Below are 16,565 nucleotides of genomic sequence, written 5' to 3'. Positions count from 1 at the left end.
TTGCGGGGCATCGTAAGGCACGTTAGCGGCAGAGAGTTGCCTTTCCATGCGCAGAATAAGCTCCTCAAGCCTCTCATTATGCTGCTCGAGCAGCTCTAATCGCCTACGCAACTCCTGAATAACCACATCCTGAGGGTCTACACGGTTAATAACGTTATCCATAACAGGGCTTTCGGCATCGCTAACACGAATGCCATCACGACGCACAATGCGCCCCGGAATGCCGACCACCGTGCAGTTTGGTGGAATGTCTTTATTGACAACCGCGTTGGCTCCAATGCGGCAATTGTCCCCTATGGTTACAGGTCCCAAAATGGCGGCTCCCATGCCCACCAACACGTTATTTCCTAGAGTCGGATGGCGTTTCTTGCGTTCGAGGCTCGTTCCCCCAAGGGTCACGTTATGGTAAAGCAGAACGTCGTCACCGATCTCCGCCGTCTCGCCTATTACCACACCGTCGCCATGGTCAATAAACAGCCGACGTCCGATCTTCGCCCCCGGATGGATTTCGATATGTGTGAAAAAGCGTGTTATCTGCGAGAGAAGGCGTGCCAGCCAACAACAACGATGAGTCCACAACCAATGCGCGATTCGATGCGACCAAATGGCGTGCAAACCCGGGTAAAGCAAGGCATCCAGTACGTTACGCGCCGCGGGGTCTTTTCTTAAAACGGTCTGTATATCTTCACGCATCCGGGAAAACATCGCCGGCAGGCCCCCTTTCATGAGGGTGTTCCTTTCTCAGAAGGAACCACTAAGAGTACGTTCGTGCAATCGAAACAGCTTCAACATAGCTTTAGACGACTACTTACCCGCAGCGGACGAAGCGACCTCCTCCCCTTCGCCCTCCTCATCGGCCAAGTCCGTTTCCAATAGGCGCTCGATGGTAGCCACCCGATCGCCCTCTGCGAGGTCAATCAGCTTTACGCCTTGAGTGCTGCGACCTGCAAGCCGAATACTGGCCACATCTATACGAATCGCTACCCCTTTTTCCGTCAATAAGATGAGCTTATCTTCTGGGCGCACGATCACCGCATCTACGATCTTGCCCGTTCGCGGCGTAACGTTCATGGTGATGATGCCCCGCCCCCCTCGCGACTGGATGCGATACGAATCGAGATCGGTGCGTTTTCCAAAGCCATTTTCGCTGGCCACCAGCAACTGTGCATCGCGATCCTCCGGCCGCACGATGGCCACGGCTACCACAACGTCACGCAGTGTTTTGGTGGCCGGGTCGCGCAACTCGATCCCGCGCACACCGCCCGCGGCACGCCCGCGTTCCGGTACATCCGTTTCGGGGAAGCGAATGGAAAGCCCCTCACGTGTTACTAGAATGATCTCGTCGTTGCCACTTGTATGGCGAACCCATTTCAGGCTATCCCCCTCCTCGATATCAAAACAGATCAGGCCGTTGGCACGTAGGTTGGCAAACTCCGACAGGGCGGTACGTTTCACCTCGCCGTTTTGAGTGACCATGAGGAGATAACCCGGCCCGTTGATATCTTTAATGGGCAGTATCGCCGTGATCTGTTCGCCGGCCTCCGTTTGGATGAAGTTGTTGATATGCTGCCCACGCGCCTGGCGGCTCACCTGAGGTACCTCATAGGCCTTCAAACGGTAGACCCGCCCCTTATCGGTGAAAAACAGAATATAGTGGGTTGTGGTGGCCACAAACAGGTGCGATATCTGGTCTTCCTCTTTCAGTTTCGCGGCCTGCACGCCCTTCCCACCACGCCGTTGCGTGCGATAGGTATCGAGCGGAACGCGCTTGATATAGCCATCTCGCGAGATGGTTACCAAGGTTTTCTCTTCAGGAATGAGGTCTTCTTCGGTGATCTCGTCCGCTTCGGTCTGAAGAATTCGGGTGCGCCGCTCATCGCCGTACTTATCGCGTAAGGCTCGCAGTTCGTCTTTGATCATCTTGGTAACACGGGCGGGCGTTTCCAGAATATCCTCTAGGGCTGCGATCTCTCGCAGCAGATGACGATACTCGTCCTCGATTTTCTGGCGTTCTAGGCGGGCGAGCTGACGCAGTTGCATGCTGAGAATGGCATCAGCCTGAATCTGCGTGAGATTAAAGCGTGCGCACATCTCGGACCGCGCCTCTTCACTGCTTTGCGAGCGTCGTATGAGCGCGATGATCTCATCGAGAAAGTTAAGAGCGATCTGAAGGCCTTCGCGAATGTGCGCCTGATGGCGTGCACGCGCCAACTCATAGCGCGTACGCCTAACGATGACCTCGCGCCGATGTTCCAGGTGGGCCCGAATGATCTGGGCGAGGTTGAGAATACGAGGCTGCCCGTTAACAAGGGCCAGCATAATGGCTCCAAAGGTTTGCCGTAGTGCCGTGTGCTTTAAGAGGAAATTAACAATGCGGTTGGGCACCACATCACGGCGCAACTCGATAACGATACGCATGCCGTTACGATCGCTAAAATCGTTGATGTCGGTGATGCCGTCCACCCGCTTATGGCGCACCAACTCCGCGATATGCTCGATAAGGCGTGCCTTGTTCACCTGATAAGGCAGTTCGGTGACCACAATGGCGTTGCGCCCTCCATCCATCGGCTCGATCTGAAGGTTTGCCTGCATCACAATGCGACCACGGCCGGTGCGGTAGGCCTCCCGCACCCCTTTTGTGCCCAAAACTAACGCCCCGGTGGGAAAATCGGGGCCGGGGATGAAACGCAAAAGGTCGTCTGGCGTGGCATCGGGATGATCGAGCATGTAGATAGAAGCCTCAACAACCTCCCGAAGATTGTGCGGTGGAATGCTGGTGGACATTCCAACCGCAATGCCCTCCGCGCCGTTGCAAAGCAGGTTCGGGAACTTGGCAGGAAAGACAATAGGCTCTTGCCTCGACTGATCGTAATTGGGCATGAAATCCACCGTATCACGATCGATGTCCTCCATCATCTCCATGGCCAGCGGGGTAAGCCGACACTCGGTATAACGCATCGCGGCAGGTGGATCGCCGTCAATAGAGCCAAAATTCCCCTGCGGATCGATCATGGGATAGCGATAGCTAAAATCTTGCGCCATGCGCACGAGCGTAGCGTAGATGGCCGCATCGCCATGAGGGTGGTAGTTCCCCATGCATTCGCCCACCACCTTGGCCGACTTCACCCGAGCGGAACCCGGGCCTATCCCAAGCTCACGCATCGCATAGAGAATGCGGCGTTGCACCGGCTTAAAACCGTCTCGTGCATCCGGTAAGGCCCTTGATACCAAAGTCGAAATGGCATAGCCTAAGTAGGAGCGCCGCAGCTCCTGCTCTATGTCCACCTCGATCAGCCTTAGCTCAGATCCGTTTTGCCCTTCTGTAGATAGTTTATCGTCCGCCAAAGTTGTCTCCAAACCCCTTTGCTTTTTAGAGGTACAAGTACTTATTATACCCGCACAAGGCCTATTATACCCTATTTATGTAGAACTATGTATTCTGTTTTCTGAGTAGCAGACAGCCAAAGGCCTGCTGATAACAACGCCAGCCCGTGGGAACGCAGATCGTCGCATCGGTTTGGGTTAGGATGCAAGGGCCGGCCAACCCACTTGGCCTTATCGGCACATGGAACCGGTTGTAAAGGGGCACAGCAATCCATCTCCCGTTTTCATAGAGAGGCACCGATGAAGGCAACGGACTCCATACACCTGTTTGAGGCACAAGCGAAAACTGAGTCGGCGCCAGCGCCGCCGTCGCCACCAGCCTTAACCCCACTATCTCCACAGGCTCACCCAGGGCCGCATAACCGTACTGCGCCTCATGCGCTTTATGAAACGCCTTCATCGCGGCCGACAGCCCGCCGTGCATAGGTTTTGGCAGGAGCAACGCATGCCCCTGACCCCGGTAGCGCATCTCTAAAAAAGGCTTTGCTTCCCAATCGCCCGGTGCTAACCCCTCCCGACGCATCTCTTCCTCTGCCATCCGATACAAACTGCGAAAGCCTTCATTGACCGCCCCCCACGTGGGCACTCCTTGGCCGAGGGGCAGCGCATGAACATACTCGCGGCGAATATCGGCTAAAGCCAACCCAAGCGCCGAGAACGCGCCGGGGCATGGAGGGACAAGCACCTGGGGAATGCCCAGAGCTTCCGCCAACTCGCAAGCGTGAAGTCCACCGGCACCCCCAAAACAGAGTAGGGTGAACTGGGCCGGGTCGCGCCCCTGCTCCACCGAAATACGGCGCAAAGCACGCTCCATCGCCATATTGACCACGGCTATCGCCCCTGCCGCAACAGCTTCCGGCGCCAACCCAAGCCGTTTAGCCAACTTCCCGAATGCAGCCTCCACACGCGCCCGATCTAGCCCCAATGCCCCTCCAAGACGCACCTCGGCGGGCAGACGCCCCAACAGCACATGGGCATCCGTTACCGTAAGCTCTTCCCCTGTACCATAAGCCACCGGCCCCGGATAGGCGCCGGCACTGCGCGGCCCCACCCGCAACGCCCCCGCGGCATCTAGGTGCACAATCGAACCGCCGCCGGCCCCCACCGTGTGAATCGCTAACATGGGAATGCGCACAGGTAACCCCGCGATCTCCCCCTCCGTTTGCGTAACACAAGCGCCGTTCTCTATCAAGGCCGTGTCCGTGCTGGTTCCCCCCATATCGAAGGAGATGAGATTGGTATAACCTAAAAGCTTTCCCAATTTCGCGGCTGCGATCACGCCCCCCGCGGGGCCGGAAAGACCCGTTCGCACCGCTTTCTGCCCCGCCTCCTCCGCTGAAAGCGACCCTCCATCCGACTGCATCACGCGCAACCCACGGCAGCCATACAAACCAATCTGCTCGGACAGCCGTCGCAGATACCGCTCCATAATCGGTCCCACATAGGCATTCACAACGGTTGTAGAGGTGCGCTCATACTCCCGCATCTCCGGCGCTACCTCATGCGAGAGCGAAACCCAAAAACCCCTGCTTCGCGCTAGCTCCCCAATGTGGCGCTCGTGGGCAGGATTCAGGTAGGAGAAGAGCAAGCAAACGGCGATCGCTTCGACCTGCTCCGCTTGCAAATGCTCCAGAAAGGTCTCTACTTCCCCCTCCTGCAAAGGAAGAAGAATGTTGCCCATGGCATCGAGGCGCTCGTTGACCTCCAAGCGCCTCTCTTGGCTTAGGAGACATGGATGCGGGCTTGGCGCAAGGGAATAGAGCTGTTTACGCGCCTGCCGGCCTATGGCCAACACATCGCGAAAACCCTTCGTGGTGATAAGCGCCGTTGAGGCCCCACGACGTTCCAAGAGAGCGTTCGTGGCCACCGTAGTTCCGTGCACCAAGGAAAAACCTGCTTGCAGTATGCCATCAGACTGCAGTTGCGCCAAACCTATCAGCAGGCTGCGTGAGGGATCATCCGGTGTAGAAGGAACCTTTAACACATGAAGACGCTCTGCATCAAGCACCACAAAATCGGTGAAGGTGCCCCCCGTATCTACGCCGAGAATCTGCATCGGTATGTCTATTTGTCGTCTTTTGGAGAACTCTCATTAGATATAGAGCGGTTTTCCTGAATCCAGGTGTCTGCCGAATATCCCATCCATAAACCGATTGTGATGCCTGCAAAAAGCTGGGCAAAGAGCAATGGCGGATTGAGCACGAGCGCAGCGAGAGCCAGCAACATGCCCCAAAACGGCACTCCCATCAAACAACCTGCCAAGGCACCGGCGACAACAACGGAGGGAACGCTTATCAAAGGGCTGTAAAGTATCGCCGCTCCCCAAGGCCCCTTATGAGAGCGCCCTATGAGCACAAGCCAATACCAAAAAAGACCAAACCCAACGGCCATCGAAGGCGTCAACTCGGCGGCCATCCAAAGCCGTGCCAAAAGGCCATCACTGCCAGGTGGGAAGAAGGAGCGAACCTGAAGCAGGGTAAACAGCAACCACTCTACTCCGAAAACGAACGGCATGTTAAACAAGATGCGTGCCAGTAACTCCGCGCCCGTTGGGCGGTACCTTCTGCGCCCCTTCGCCATCATGCAACCTCTCTTGCTTTATGAAAGCCAACCCGTGCAGCCTCAATAAGCCGGAAAATATCCTCCTCGCTCATGGCATCCGAGAGAAAGGCCGACTCGAATTGAGAGGGCGGCCAGTAGACCCCTTCTTCCAGAAGCGTACGAAACCATCGAGCAAAGCGTTGTGTATTTGAGGTTTTGGCCTGCGCATAGTTGCTCACCGCCGGTAGGTCTGTAAAGAAAACGGTGATCATGCTTCCTATTTGGTTAACGACAACCGGCACGCCCGCCTCCTCGGCAGCGTAACGGAGCGCATCGCTCAACTTACTCCCCATCGCATCGAGACGCTCGTAGAGAACGTGGCGACGCGCTTTCAGCGTTTGAACCGTAGCCAAACCCGCTGCTACGGCCACAGGGTTGCCCGAAAGAGTACCGGCCTGATAGACCGGCCCTACCGGCGCAACCATATCCATAATGTCGGCGCGGCCTCCAAAAGCCCCTAATGGTAGGCCTCCGCCGGCGATTTTGCCTAGCATCGTGAGGTCGGGCATAATGCCGAATCGCTCCTGCGCGCCGCCATAGGCGAGTCGAAACCCGGTCATCACCTCGTCGAAGAGCAGGAGCGCACCGTGTCGTTGGGTTACTTCCCGTAAGGCCTCTAAAAAACCCGGTGTTGGCGGCACACACCCCATATTGCCAACGACCGGCTCCACGATCACCCCCGCAATGGCAGAGCCGTGCTCTTTAAAGGCGGTATGTAAGGCCTGGACGTCGTTATAAGGAAGGGTTAGCGTGTTGGCCGTAATGCTTGCAGGCACCCCCGCGCACTCCGGCAAGCCCAACGTGGCTACCCCGGAACCGGCCTTGGCCAACAAAAAATCGGCGTGGCCGTGATAACACCCCTCGAACTTCACGATAACATCGCGCCCCGTGTAGCCCCTTGCAACGCGAATGGCACTCATCGTGGCCTCTGTGCCCGAAGAAACAAGCCGTACCTTCTGCAGGGACGGCACGGCCTCGCACAGCTCCTCGGCAAATTGAACCTCCAACTCGGTGGGAGCGCCAAATGTGGTGCCGTGCGGCAACTGCGCGCTAATGGCGCTCAAAATGTCGGGGTGCGCGTGCCCTAAAAGCAGTGGCCCCCATGAGCCGATACAGTCGAGATAGCGATTGCCATCTACATCGTAGAGGTAGGCGCCCTCTCCGCGTTGAATAAAAACAGGGTCGCCCCCCACAGCACGAAAAGCGCGCACCGGCGAGTTCACACCACCGGGAATAACCTTTACCGCGCGCTCATAAAGCTCCTTGGAACGTTGATGAGCCTTCATCTTTCCTTTTCCTGCAGTCTCTATCCATTCTACCTACTTTTGCCGGAATCTTGCTGCGCAGAACCCTATGCCGAGAACCGAAAATAGAGTAAAGTTAATTGCAGAGCTTTGCGAGAGGAGAAAAGCGGGTGAAACATACCATAACCCTTATCCCCGGCGACGGCATTGGCCCTGAAGTCACCGAGGCCGCCGTCCGTGTGGTGGAGGCTGCCGGAGTGGAATGCGAATGGGAACGTATGGAGGCCGGCGCCGAGGTGGTGGCCAAATACGGCACGCCGGTGCCCGACGAGGTCATTCACTCCATTCTCAAGAACCGTGTCGCCCTGAAAGGGCCTATCACCACACCGGTAGGCGTGGGCTTCCCCAGCGCCAATGTCACTCTGCGCAAACGGCTTAATCTCTACGCCAATGTGCGGCCGGCACGCACCATTCCCGGCGTCCCGTCGCGCTACGAGCATGTAGACCTCGTGATCATCCGTGAAAATAGCGAAGACCTCTACTCCGGCCTCGAACACATCGTGGTGCCCGGCGTGGTCGAGAGCCTTAAGATCATCACCGAGGCGGCCAGCCTACGCATTGGGCGCTATGCCTTCTCGTATGCCAAAAGCCACGGTCGCCGAAAGGTTACTGCGGTTCATAAAGCGAACATCATGAAACTCGCCGATGGCCTCTTCCTTGAATGTCTCCGGCGTATCTCACGCGAGTTTCCTGAAATCGAATATGAGGAGATGATCGTAGACGCAACCTGTATGAACATGGTGATGCGCCCGGAGCGTTTTGACGTGATGGTCATGGAAAATCTCTACGGAGATATCCTCTCCGATCTCGCCTCCGGGCTGATCGGCGGCCTTGGGTTTGCCGGCTCGGCCAACATCGGCGAGGGCGGCATCGCGCTGTTCGAGGCCGTCCACGGCTCCGCGCCCGACATCGCCGGGCGCCGTATTGCCAACCCGATCGCCCTTATCCTTTCTGCGGTGATGATGCTGCGTCATCTAGGGGAACAGGAGGCTGCCAACCGCATCGAAAACGCCGTTATGAAAGTGATGGAGGCTGGGAAGGTGCGAACCCGCGATATGGGCGGCGAGGCTACCACCGATCAGATCACCGATGCAATTATCGCTGCACTGTAGAGCAAGCATACCATGGGGCAAAAGGTTTCTGCTCTCCCCGCCCCATGGCTGTTTTAAGAGCGGTTCTTGCGTTGCTGAATGGCGGTCACGAGCACGGCCACCAACAACACTCCGCCCACCACTGTCCCTTGCCAGAGGGTAGGGTTGTTAATCGTGAGGTTGATGGCGCTTAGGATCATCTGCAGGAGACAGGCTCCAAGCACCGTTCCTATCACGCTCCCTTCCCCCCCCATAAGGTTCGCCCCGCCAATAACGGCGGCAGCCACCGCATTAAGCTCGTATCCAAGCCCGTTTTGAGGGTCGCCCTGCTGACCATAACCCGCGTAGAGGATTCCGGCCACACCTCCCAAAAAAGCGCTGGCGCAGTAGGCAAAGAGGAGCACCCCGAGAATATTCACTCCGGAGAGCCTTGTGGCCTGTTCGTTCCCCCCAAGGCTATAGATATAGCGCCCTATGCGGGTACGGGTGAGGATGAAGTGGGCCGCAATGGCGATGATCAGCAGAAGTACCGCAGGAATCGGCACGGCAAAGAAGGTGCCTTTAAAAAGCTGCCCGTTCGCCAAGTTGATAAGAAACGGATACTTTGAGATGGGAACCGGTAGCTGCCCGTTCATCAATTGCGCCTGGCTCCTCAATATCGTAAGAGAGGCCAGGGTCACCACAAAGGCCGGCAAACGCAATTTGCCTATCAGCAAAGCATGAACCGCACCTATCAGCAGGGAAACGGCAAGCGCCACCACAATCGCCGTTGGCACGGCAATGGTAGGTGGCAAATGCGTCGCCGTCATCGCCAACACCATGCCGCTAAAAGCGATGAGAGAGCCTAATGAGAGGTCTATGCCTGCCGTGATGATGACCAGCGTCTCACCAATAGAAAATATCGCCAGCAGCGCGATCTGTAGGAGCATGTTTTGAATGTTTTGGCGACTGTAGAAGGTATCGCGCGCAGGGGAGAAGATGAGCGCCACACACAACAGCACCAACACAATAACCACGCTGCTCTCTCGCGCAAGTAAGAGGCGGCGCCAATTAAAAAGAGGCTCGCGTAAACGTGATGCTTCGGTCGTCTCCATAAGGTTCCCCACCCCTAAGTTGATGAAAGCCCGTGGGCGTGCAGATCATTGATAAAGGCCTCCGCATTCGCCGGAGTTACCACGGTAACGCCGGTATCAATGGTGTGTTTTTGCATATCTACTTTCATGTCTAAACTCTTCAATTCGGGCATCATCTGCTGCAGCGCTGCATCCACATTGTTATGGTTCTGATGCAGCAGGTTCAGCAGTTCAATGGAGAGACGCCCAAACTGAAACGGTTTCTGCACCACGGTGAGGTCTACCATGCCCTGCTCCAGCCCCTTCAATGTAGCCGGGTCTCCGTCGAAGCAGATCACCTTGAACTTACTGCGCAAATTTTGTGCTTGAAGGGCGGCAATGATGGCGGGTCCGTTGTAGGAGTAAAGCCCCACCAACCCGTTGAGTCCCTTGCTCATATAACGTGTGATCGCGTCCTGCACGTTAGAGCGTGCCATTCCTTTATCCTGATTGTCCTGATAGGGTGGCGCGATAAACTGCACGTTGCTTCCCTTAATGGCATCGAGAAAACCGTTGTAGCGCTGGCGGGCGTTATCCTGGCTCATGGTGCCAACGAAGGCGACCAACTTGCCCCCGTGCGGAAAAAGCTTGAGGGCGGCCTTGCCGGCAATGTAACCGGCCTCGTAGTTGTTCGTCCCCAAGTAGGCAAGCCGCTTGCTGTTGGGTGCGTCCGAGTCGAAGCAGATGACGGGCAATCCGGAATCCACCGCTTTGTTGATGGTGGGTGTAATGCCGTTGGGGTCTATAGCGGAAAGCCCGATTCCATCCACATGCGCGGCCAAAGCGTCGTTGAACAGCTGAATTTGAACCGTGTTTTCCGATGGGTTGGGTCCGCGCCAGTCCGCATTTACGTGCAGTTGCTTTGCTTCCTCCTGCATCCCCTTAACCATCGCATCCCAGAAAGGAGAGACGCCGTTGGTGATCAGCATGTACTTTGGGCCGTTTGTTCCGCATCCTGTGAAGCATAACAAGGGCAACACGAGAAAAACGGACGTCCAACGGACGAAAAACCGCAATGCTTTCGACATGAAAACCTCCTTGGTTCGCTATATGTAATAAAGCTGACGTTCGCCTATAGAACGCGAGCGCAGATGGCTTCAGATTCCGAAGTGCTCTCGCAGATAGTTTCGACTGATCGTGATGGCCTCTAAAGGCGGGAGTTGCGACCTATCCTGCTCCACGACGATCCAGCGTGCACCCACCTCTTGGGCTGCCGCATAGGCCTCTTCGAGAGGAACCTCTCCCCTTCCAAGCTCCAGAAACTCCGGCGTGGCTTTTCCATCGGCCCCAACGAGGCGTCGCCCATCCTTAAAATGGAAATAGCCGGCCCGCCGGGCGTGCTCGCGAATGAACGCTGCAGGGTTCTGGCCGGCATAGTAGAGCCAGAAGACATCGAGATTAAAACGAACGTAACGGGGATCGGTCTCTTGTGCGAGTATCTGCATACCCGTGGTGCCCCCACCGAGGTCTTTGAACTCCCAATCATGGTTATGGTAGTTGAAAGCGATGCCCTGATCGGCCAAACGTCGTCCAACCTCATTGAAGCGCCGGGCCGAAGCGAGGTAGCCCTCTAGGGTGCCGGCGGCCACACCGGAGCACATTACGTTTTCGATGCCGAGTGCTTTGGCGTAGGAAATGATACCTTCAAGATTGGCATCATCGGCATACTCTCCATAGCCGAAATGCGCGCCCGACACGCCCAGGTGCAAGGCATCTAGCAGGCTTCGTATGCGTGCCTCGCCGTGCATGGCGAAAAGATGGCCCCCCTCGAATGCGCCATAGCCGGCCGCAGCCACCTCTCTAAGCGTTCCCTCGATGTCATCATGCGCTTTCGCGCCAAAGACAATAAGCTGTACGGCCACTTGGGGCTTTAAAGTCTCCACATTTTCCTCCTAGCAGGTGTTTTGTAATAAGGTAAGTTCACCATGCTAAGGAGGAATTCCTTTTCTTCGCGCATTTGAACGAACGTTTGGTCAGGCACTTTTTAATATACTCCATTCTCCGTCAAAATCCTGCCTGCCGCCAAACTTTTTGGGCATCATCCCTTCAGGCCAGTAAAAGATGCGATGGCATCACGGTAAAAGTTGTGATAAAATAGAGATAGGAGCAGGAAACCTCCGAAAATGGGGTTGGAGGGTCAACGATGCGAATACTCTTAAGCAAGGCGGCTCTTTCTATTTTTCCGGCTCTGTTAGCCGGATGGGCGGTATCGCATCAGATACAGCTTATCACATGGAGCCGCACTCATGCAACGCTTCTGCCTATTGTGCTCGTACTTATCCTCAGTGCGCTTCTCATCGCCGTACTTCGGCGAATCCTGATCATTACCTTCTGCTATGCCATCGCCTTTCTAAGCTACGATACCTACCGTATCGCCCGTCCTTTGCCACCAGGCCTTAACTACGAGTGGGTTCTCACGGTTCGTGCCCTCATGCTTGAACTCGTCATGGCTCTAGCTGTCATCGCCGCCCTACTCGAAGCCTTTCGCCCGAATACTTCTTGGGCGCGTCGCAGCTACTTTGCAGCCGTCGGCCTCTATTTCACCGGCATGGGCGTGCGTACCTACCTCTGGTCTCATGAAATGCGCTCCCTGTTGCTCATCGTTACAGGCATAGCCGCCCTCATCGCCAGCCTCATAGGCCGAGATGATGAGCCGCAACAAACCGGTCTTCCTCAGTCTTCTCCCTCCCCTACGGAGACCGTTGTGGTGCGAAAAGCTCGGCGACTTAAGGAGTGGAAGGAAACACCATCCCCTCCTGAGGAGCCGACCAAGATGGAGATATCATAGAATTTATGTAACTTCTCGCCTCAATAGAGCGTCGAAAGACAATAGGCGGTATACTACAATAAAGCGCAGGCAGTTCGAGTTGCGCCAATATCAAAGAGGAGTAAGAGTTCATGCACGTTGCGCCTGGCTCGAGGTGGCTTCAAAAACAGATAGGTGTGGCCGGCACGGTGGCACTTATGACCGTAGGCTTGGCACACGTTGAGGCACGTGCGGATGTGCGATCGGCCATTCCGCAGGCCATTGCCGGTTTCCGCCTCACCAGACCCGTTCAGGTTTTTACGCCGAATACGCTGGAAGACCATATTGACGGACAAGCCCAGTCGGTTAAACGCTATCTCTTTCGGCAGTGTTACTATGCTATCTACGCACCAGGTGGTAAGGGATCGCAGGTTATTACGGTGGATATCTACCAAATGGGTAGCCCACTCGATGCATTCGGCTACTATAGCTATCAGCTTAGTCCCTCCGCCAAAATGGTGAGGTTCGTCCCCATTGGGGCACAGGGGTATCTTCTGGGCGGTGGTCTCTCTTTCTGGAAAGGCCCCTACTACGTAAACGTCAATATCGCGGCTTCCAATGCACCGGCCTCCTTCCGTACGGCCCAAATAGCCATCGCGCGTGCGGTTGCAGCGAAGCTTTCCGGCACCACGCAGATGCCTGAAATGATCCGCCTGCTGCCAGCAGGCTATGTGCCCTTCAGCCAGAAATATCAGAGGCGCGATATTGCCGGTCAACGTTTTCTTCAAAACGGTGTCTCCGCCACCTATACGAACGCAGGCCGCTATGCTGAGCTTTTTATCTGCGCCTATCCCTCTCCTGCAGCCGCTCAACAAGCTTATAATCAGTACATGTCGGCCCTCGATAAGCCGCTCATGCTCGCCAATGGTGCCAAAGTGACTCTGCTGAAAGGACTGGGGCAAGGCGCCTTTTCCGTAAAAACGCGTTTCAGCGGCTATGTCGTCGTAACTCATAAAGGGCGTTATGTCATAGGCATAGATAAAGCGGTTAATCCCACCATCGCTCTAAAACTGGTGCGTGAAGCCGCTGCCAAAGTACCTTAAGTTTCCTAAGGGAGGTATTGAACATGTCGGCAGATGATGCAAAAAAGCTATCTCGACGCAAACTTCTGGAGATCGCCGGTGGAACGGCTTTCCTCGGTGGGCTTTATAGCCTAACCTTCTTCCAGGAGGAGCGATTCGCCAAACTCGCTAAACTGCGCCCCCCCAAAAAACCCTCTCCTACAACCCCCGATATCGTCGCCGTGGAGGGTGACCCTAAATCCTACGGAGATATCACCGAGCGCGCCATCAACGAGCTTGGAGGTATCGAACAGTTCGTTAAAAAAGGCGATAAAGTGGTCATTAGCCCCAATATGGGTTGGATGCGAACCCCCGATCAGGCCGCTACCACCCATCCCGATGTTATCCGTCGCCTCGTACAGCTTTGTGAACGCGCCGGAGCCTCCCGTATCACGCTCATAGACTACTCCCTGGATGACTGGAAACTCGCTTTCAAAATCTGCGGTGCGGAAGATGCGGTAAAAGGCACGAAAGCGACCCTACTCTCCCCCGATCAACCAACGATGTACCGAGAGGTAGATATCTCCTCTGCCGTTCCCACGCATACTACGGACGGAGCCGAATACGATCCCCTTCATCACTTCGATCGTATCCTCCAACGCATCCCGCGCGACATCATCGAGGCCGATTGCTTCATCGTCAATCCGGTTGTGAAAGACCACGAGGCCGCCGTCATCACCATCGCCATGAAAAAGCTCATGGGCTGTATCTGGAACCGCAAGGACTATCACCGCTACGGCCTTCATAACTGCATCGCAGAGCTGAACTGCTTCCTGCGCCCCACACTCGTTGTAACCGATGCCACGCGCGTTCTGCAGACAAGAGGGCCTAAAGGCCCCGGAGAAACCACGCAACCGAATACCGTTGTGGCCGGCTTCGATCCGGTTGCGCTCGATTCTTACTGCACCCGCTTCCTTACCGTGAAGGGAGTAACGCCCGATATGGTGCCGCACCTGATCATCGCCAATAGCCTAGGACTAGGCCAGATAGATACCAGCCAATTGAACATTCGTGAGATCGCCGGCGCCCAAGGCGCCTAAAACCTTAGTGTTTCGCAGGAGATAGGGGAAATGGCCGACATACCTCAGGAGTTTCCTAAATCGGGTGGTTGTAGCTGCGGCAACTGTGGCTGCGGCGGGCAGCGGGCTGCCAACAACCTGCTGATTCGCGGTATAGACATCGCCCTTCGCAAACGCGATAGCGCCACCCACAAGGTTGCCGAACCTACAGAAACGGTTTCCCAAGGCACCGTGGTACAGCGCAATACCGAGGCTGCCTATGCCCGCTTTACCGCCGAGCAGAAACGTAAGATGCGCCAGGAGCCGGGCAATAAAGCAGCCCACCGCATCGTGTTTATACGCCGCGCAGTCCAAATTACAACCTTCCTGCTCTTCGTGCTTTTCTTCTTCATGACCACCCAAGGCAGCGAAGGGAAATGGGGGATCAATAAAAACATCTTTATGTTGATGGATTTCCTCAACACTCTCAAAAACAGCTTGGCCTCCCATACCATCCCTATCTATGCCATAGGGCCCGGCCTGTTCATTCTCCTGCTTACCCTTTGGGGCGGACGCATCTTCTGTGGTTGGATATGCCCGCTCGGCACCAGCATAGATATTGCCGACCGACTGCTTTATCGTAAAGGGCGCCTCTTCTACAGCAAAAAACGTAGTGATACGCGCCGCTTCCGTAACTGGAAATATATCTACCTGCTAGTTGGCCTCGGTGCGGTGACCTTCGGTATTGATATCCTTGCCTTCGGCGACCCGATCTCCCTTATCACCCGCACCTTTACCTTCTGTGTCTACCCACCGGTCGCCTATATCTGGAACGGCATCCTTAGCGCCGCCGATGCGCTTCACGTGGGGTCTGTTCTCTATAATCTAGGCATCAATACCGACCTGTGGCGCCTCCCTACCATGCACTACTACAATGTGGTGCCCGTGATGCTGATGTTTATCGGCATCATCGCCCTTTCCGGCTATCAAGAGCGTTTCTGGTGCCGTAACCTCTGCCCCTATGGCGGCCTCCTAGCCCTTATCTCCCGCATCTCGTGGCTGCGGCACTATATTAAGATGGATGGGTGCATTCACTGCAAAAAGTGTGAAATCCAGTCCCGCATGGGCTCCTATGAGAACCTCGACAAGAACGCCAAGGGGCCGGTAATGCATAGTATCAGCGAATGCATCCAGTGCTTCCGCTGTGAAACGATCTGTCCTACCGATGTCATCCAGATTCAAGCGAAAGTGCCGGCCTCCCTTAAAGAAGCCCTCCACCTCGCACCAAAAGGCACCGCTCCCCGCCCCGAACCGCAGACCGAAATAGACCTTGGGCGTCGAGGCGTCATCGCGGCCATCGCCGCCGGTATCCTTTGGGGCAGCGCCGTTAAGGCCAATGCAAGCGAATATCAAGGGGTCATGCGACGCTACAACCGCAACAACAAAGCGATGCGCCCACCGGGAGCCTTGCCCGAAAGCGAATTCCTGGCTGCCTGTACGCGCTGCGCGGAATGTATGCGTGTATGCCCCACCAACGCCCTGCAGCCGGCGACTTTCGATACGGGGCTTGAGGGCTTATGGACCCCCATCCTCGTGCCGAGTATCGGCCCTTGCGCCGAGAAGTGCACCGCTTGTGGAGATGTGTGCCCCACCGGAGCGATTCGCCCCTTCACGTGGCAGGACAAGCGATATAAGATCAAAATGGGCTTGGCTAACGTAGACCACTCCACCTGTGTTGCGTGGAACGGGGGACGCGACTGCATTGTCTGCGCCGAAGTCTGCCCCTACTCTGCCGTCGTTTTCCGTGACACTTGGGACGACACCCTCCCACGCGATCCCTCGTTGCCTATTGACCATGTGGGACCTGACGGAAAACCGGATAACCGTGGCCGCTACAAGCGCGTACCCACCGTAGACGAAAAGCTCTGCACCGGCTGCGGCCTTTGTGAATACCACTGCCCGGTTCTTCCAAACCATGCCATCGTCGTCTACACGTTCCAAGAAGACCGCGATTACAAACCGCCGAAAGAGAACTGGTGGGATGGCTTCTATCGTGGTGATTGGGAAAAACGCAAAGACATAGGTAAAGATGCCGAATATGCGGCCACGAAAGCCGAGATCGCCAAGCACATCGCGATTACCGGCCCGCAAGGCTCGGCAAACCCGAACGCTGAATATAACCCGAACCCCAATCCAGGGCAATAGGAG

At 55.9% G+C, this 16,565-nt stretch carries 13 protein-coding genes; 5 read left to right on the top strand and 8 right to left on the bottom strand.

All coding sequences use genetic code 11. The features are described 5' to 3' along the window. The 5 genes from epsC to hemL form a co-directional block, all read right to left on the bottom strand. The coding region (gene epsC / locus VKV29_RS12230) for a serine O-acetyltransferase EpsC (protein ID WP_414647197.1) at positions 1 to 693 on the bottom strand (693 nt) is incomplete at its 3' end. A gap of 111 nt (positions 694 to 804) precedes the next feature. Then, the gene (gene gyrA / locus VKV29_RS12225) at positions 805 to 3,345 is read right to left on the bottom strand and encodes a DNA gyrase subunit A (RefSeq protein ID WP_324201594.1); all 2,541 of its coding nucleotides are present in this window, start codon (positions 3,343 to 3,345) and stop codon (positions 805 to 807) included. An 85-nt stretch (positions 3,346 to 3,430) separates the two neighbouring features. Beyond that, on the bottom strand, positions 3,431 to 5,440 hold the full coding sequence (locus tag VKV29_RS12220; RefSeq protein ID WP_324201593.1) for a hydantoinase/oxoprolinase family protein: 2,010 nt from the start codon (positions 5,438 to 5,440) through the stop codon (positions 3,431 to 3,433). A gap of 8 nt (positions 5,441 to 5,448) precedes the next feature. After that, positions 5,449 to 5,967, bottom strand: a complete 519-nt coding sequence (locus VKV29_RS12215; protein ID WP_324201592.1) for a hypothetical protein — start codon at positions 5,965 to 5,967, stop codon at positions 5,449 to 5,451. Then, positions 5,964 to 7,271, bottom strand: a complete 1,308-nt coding sequence (gene hemL / locus VKV29_RS12210) for a glutamate-1-semialdehyde 2,1-aminomutase (RefSeq protein WP_324201591.1) — start codon at positions 7,269 to 7,271, stop codon at positions 5,964 to 5,966. The genes VKV29_RS12215 and hemL overlap by 4 nt, the downstream gene beginning before the upstream one ends. A gap of 128 nt (positions 7,272 to 7,399) precedes the next feature. Between hemL and VKV29_RS12205 the strand changes: the two genes are divergently transcribed. Then, entirely contained in the window at positions 7,400 to 8,401 is a 1,002-nt protein-coding gene (locus VKV29_RS12205; protein ID WP_324201590.1) for an isocitrate dehydrogenase (NAD(+)), read from the top strand. A gap of 53 nt (positions 8,402 to 8,454) precedes the next feature. Here VKV29_RS12205 and VKV29_RS12200 read toward each other — a convergent pair whose 3' ends face one another. The 3 genes from VKV29_RS12200 to VKV29_RS12190 form a co-directional block, all read right to left on the bottom strand. After that, positions 8,455 to 9,474 (bottom strand): ABC transporter permease, encoded by a 1,020-nt coding sequence (locus tag VKV29_RS12200; protein ID WP_324201589.1) that lies wholly within the window; start codon positions 9,472 to 9,474, stop codon positions 8,455 to 8,457. Between the two features lie 14 nt (positions 9,475 to 9,488). Next, positions 9,489 to 10,520 (bottom strand): sugar-binding protein, encoded by a 1,032-nt coding sequence (locus tag VKV29_RS12195; protein ID WP_324201588.1) that lies wholly within the window; start codon positions 10,518 to 10,520, stop codon positions 9,489 to 9,491. Positions 10,521 to 10,589: 69 nt separating this feature from the next. Further along, entirely contained in the window at positions 10,590 to 11,375 is a 786-nt protein-coding gene (locus tag VKV29_RS12190) for a sugar phosphate isomerase/epimerase (RefSeq protein ID WP_324201587.1), read from the bottom strand. Positions 11,376 to 11,635: 260 nt separating this feature from the next. Between VKV29_RS12190 and VKV29_RS12185 the strand changes: the two genes are divergently transcribed. The 4 genes from VKV29_RS12185 (at position 11,636) to VKV29_RS12170 (ending at position 16,562) form a co-directional block, all read left to right on the top strand. Then, positions 11,636 to 12,280, top strand: a complete 645-nt coding sequence (locus VKV29_RS12185) for a hypothetical protein (RefSeq protein WP_324201586.1) — start codon at positions 11,636 to 11,638, stop codon at positions 12,278 to 12,280. Positions 12,281 to 12,390: 110 nt separating this feature from the next. After that, positions 12,391 to 13,341 (top strand): DUF6599 family protein, encoded by a 951-nt coding sequence (locus VKV29_RS12180; protein WP_324201585.1) that lies wholly within the window; start codon positions 12,391 to 12,393, stop codon positions 13,339 to 13,341. A gap of 23 nt (positions 13,342 to 13,364) precedes the next feature. Further along, complete coding sequence (locus VKV29_RS12175; protein WP_324201584.1) at positions 13,365 to 14,399, top strand: DUF362 domain-containing protein; 1,035 nt, start codon at positions 13,365 to 13,367, stop codon at positions 14,397 to 14,399. A gap of 30 nt (positions 14,400 to 14,429) precedes the next feature. Further along, positions 14,430 to 16,562, top strand: a complete 2,133-nt coding sequence (locus VKV29_RS12170; protein WP_324201583.1) for a 4Fe-4S binding protein — start codon at positions 14,430 to 14,432, stop codon at positions 16,560 to 16,562. The last annotated feature ends 3 nt before the right edge of the window (positions 16,563 to 16,565 follow it).

This window comes from Chthonomonas sp., from assembly GCF_035294165.1.
In the GTDB taxonomy this organism is placed as follows: domain Bacteria; phylum Armatimonadota; class Chthonomonadetes; order Chthonomonadales; family Chthonomonadaceae; genus Chthonomonas.
This window is presented reverse-complemented; position numbering and strand designations above follow the sequence as displayed.

What these genes read in the sequence shown, in the direction of transcription:
- VKV29_RS12220 (WP_324201593.1), bottom strand. Translation starts at nt 5,440, where the DNA reads ATGCAGATTCTCGGCGTAGATACGGGGGGCACCTTCACCGATTTTGTG.
- VKV29_RS12215 (WP_324201592.1), bottom strand. Translation starts at nt 5,967, where the DNA reads ATGATGGCGAAGGGGCGCAGAAGGTACCGCCCAACGGGCGCGGAGTTA.
- hemL (WP_324201591.1), bottom strand. Translation starts at nt 7,271, where the DNA reads ATGAAGGCTCATCAACGTTCCAAGGAGCTTTATGAGCGCGCGGTAAAG.
- VKV29_RS12200 (WP_324201589.1), bottom strand. Translation starts at nt 9,474, where the DNA reads ATGGAGACGACCGAAGCATCACGTTTACGCGAGCCTCTTTTTAATTGG.
- VKV29_RS12195 (WP_324201588.1), bottom strand. Translation starts at nt 10,520, where the DNA reads ATGTCGAAAGCATTGCGGTTTTTCGTCCGTTGGACGTCCGTTTTTCTC.
- VKV29_RS12185 (WP_324201586.1), top strand. Translation starts at nt 11,636, where the DNA reads ATGCGAATACTCTTAAGCAAGGCGGCTCTTTCTATTTTTCCGGCTCTG.
- VKV29_RS12180 (WP_324201585.1), top strand. Translation starts at nt 12,391, where the DNA reads ATGCACGTTGCGCCTGGCTCGAGGTGGCTTCAAAAACAGATAGGTGTG.
- VKV29_RS12175 (WP_324201584.1), top strand. Translation starts at nt 13,365, where the DNA reads ATGTCGGCAGATGATGCAAAAAAGCTATCTCGACGCAAACTTCTGGAG.
- VKV29_RS12170 (WP_324201583.1), top strand. Translation starts at nt 14,430, where the DNA reads ATGGCCGACATACCTCAGGAGTTTCCTAAATCGGGTGGTTGTAGCTGC.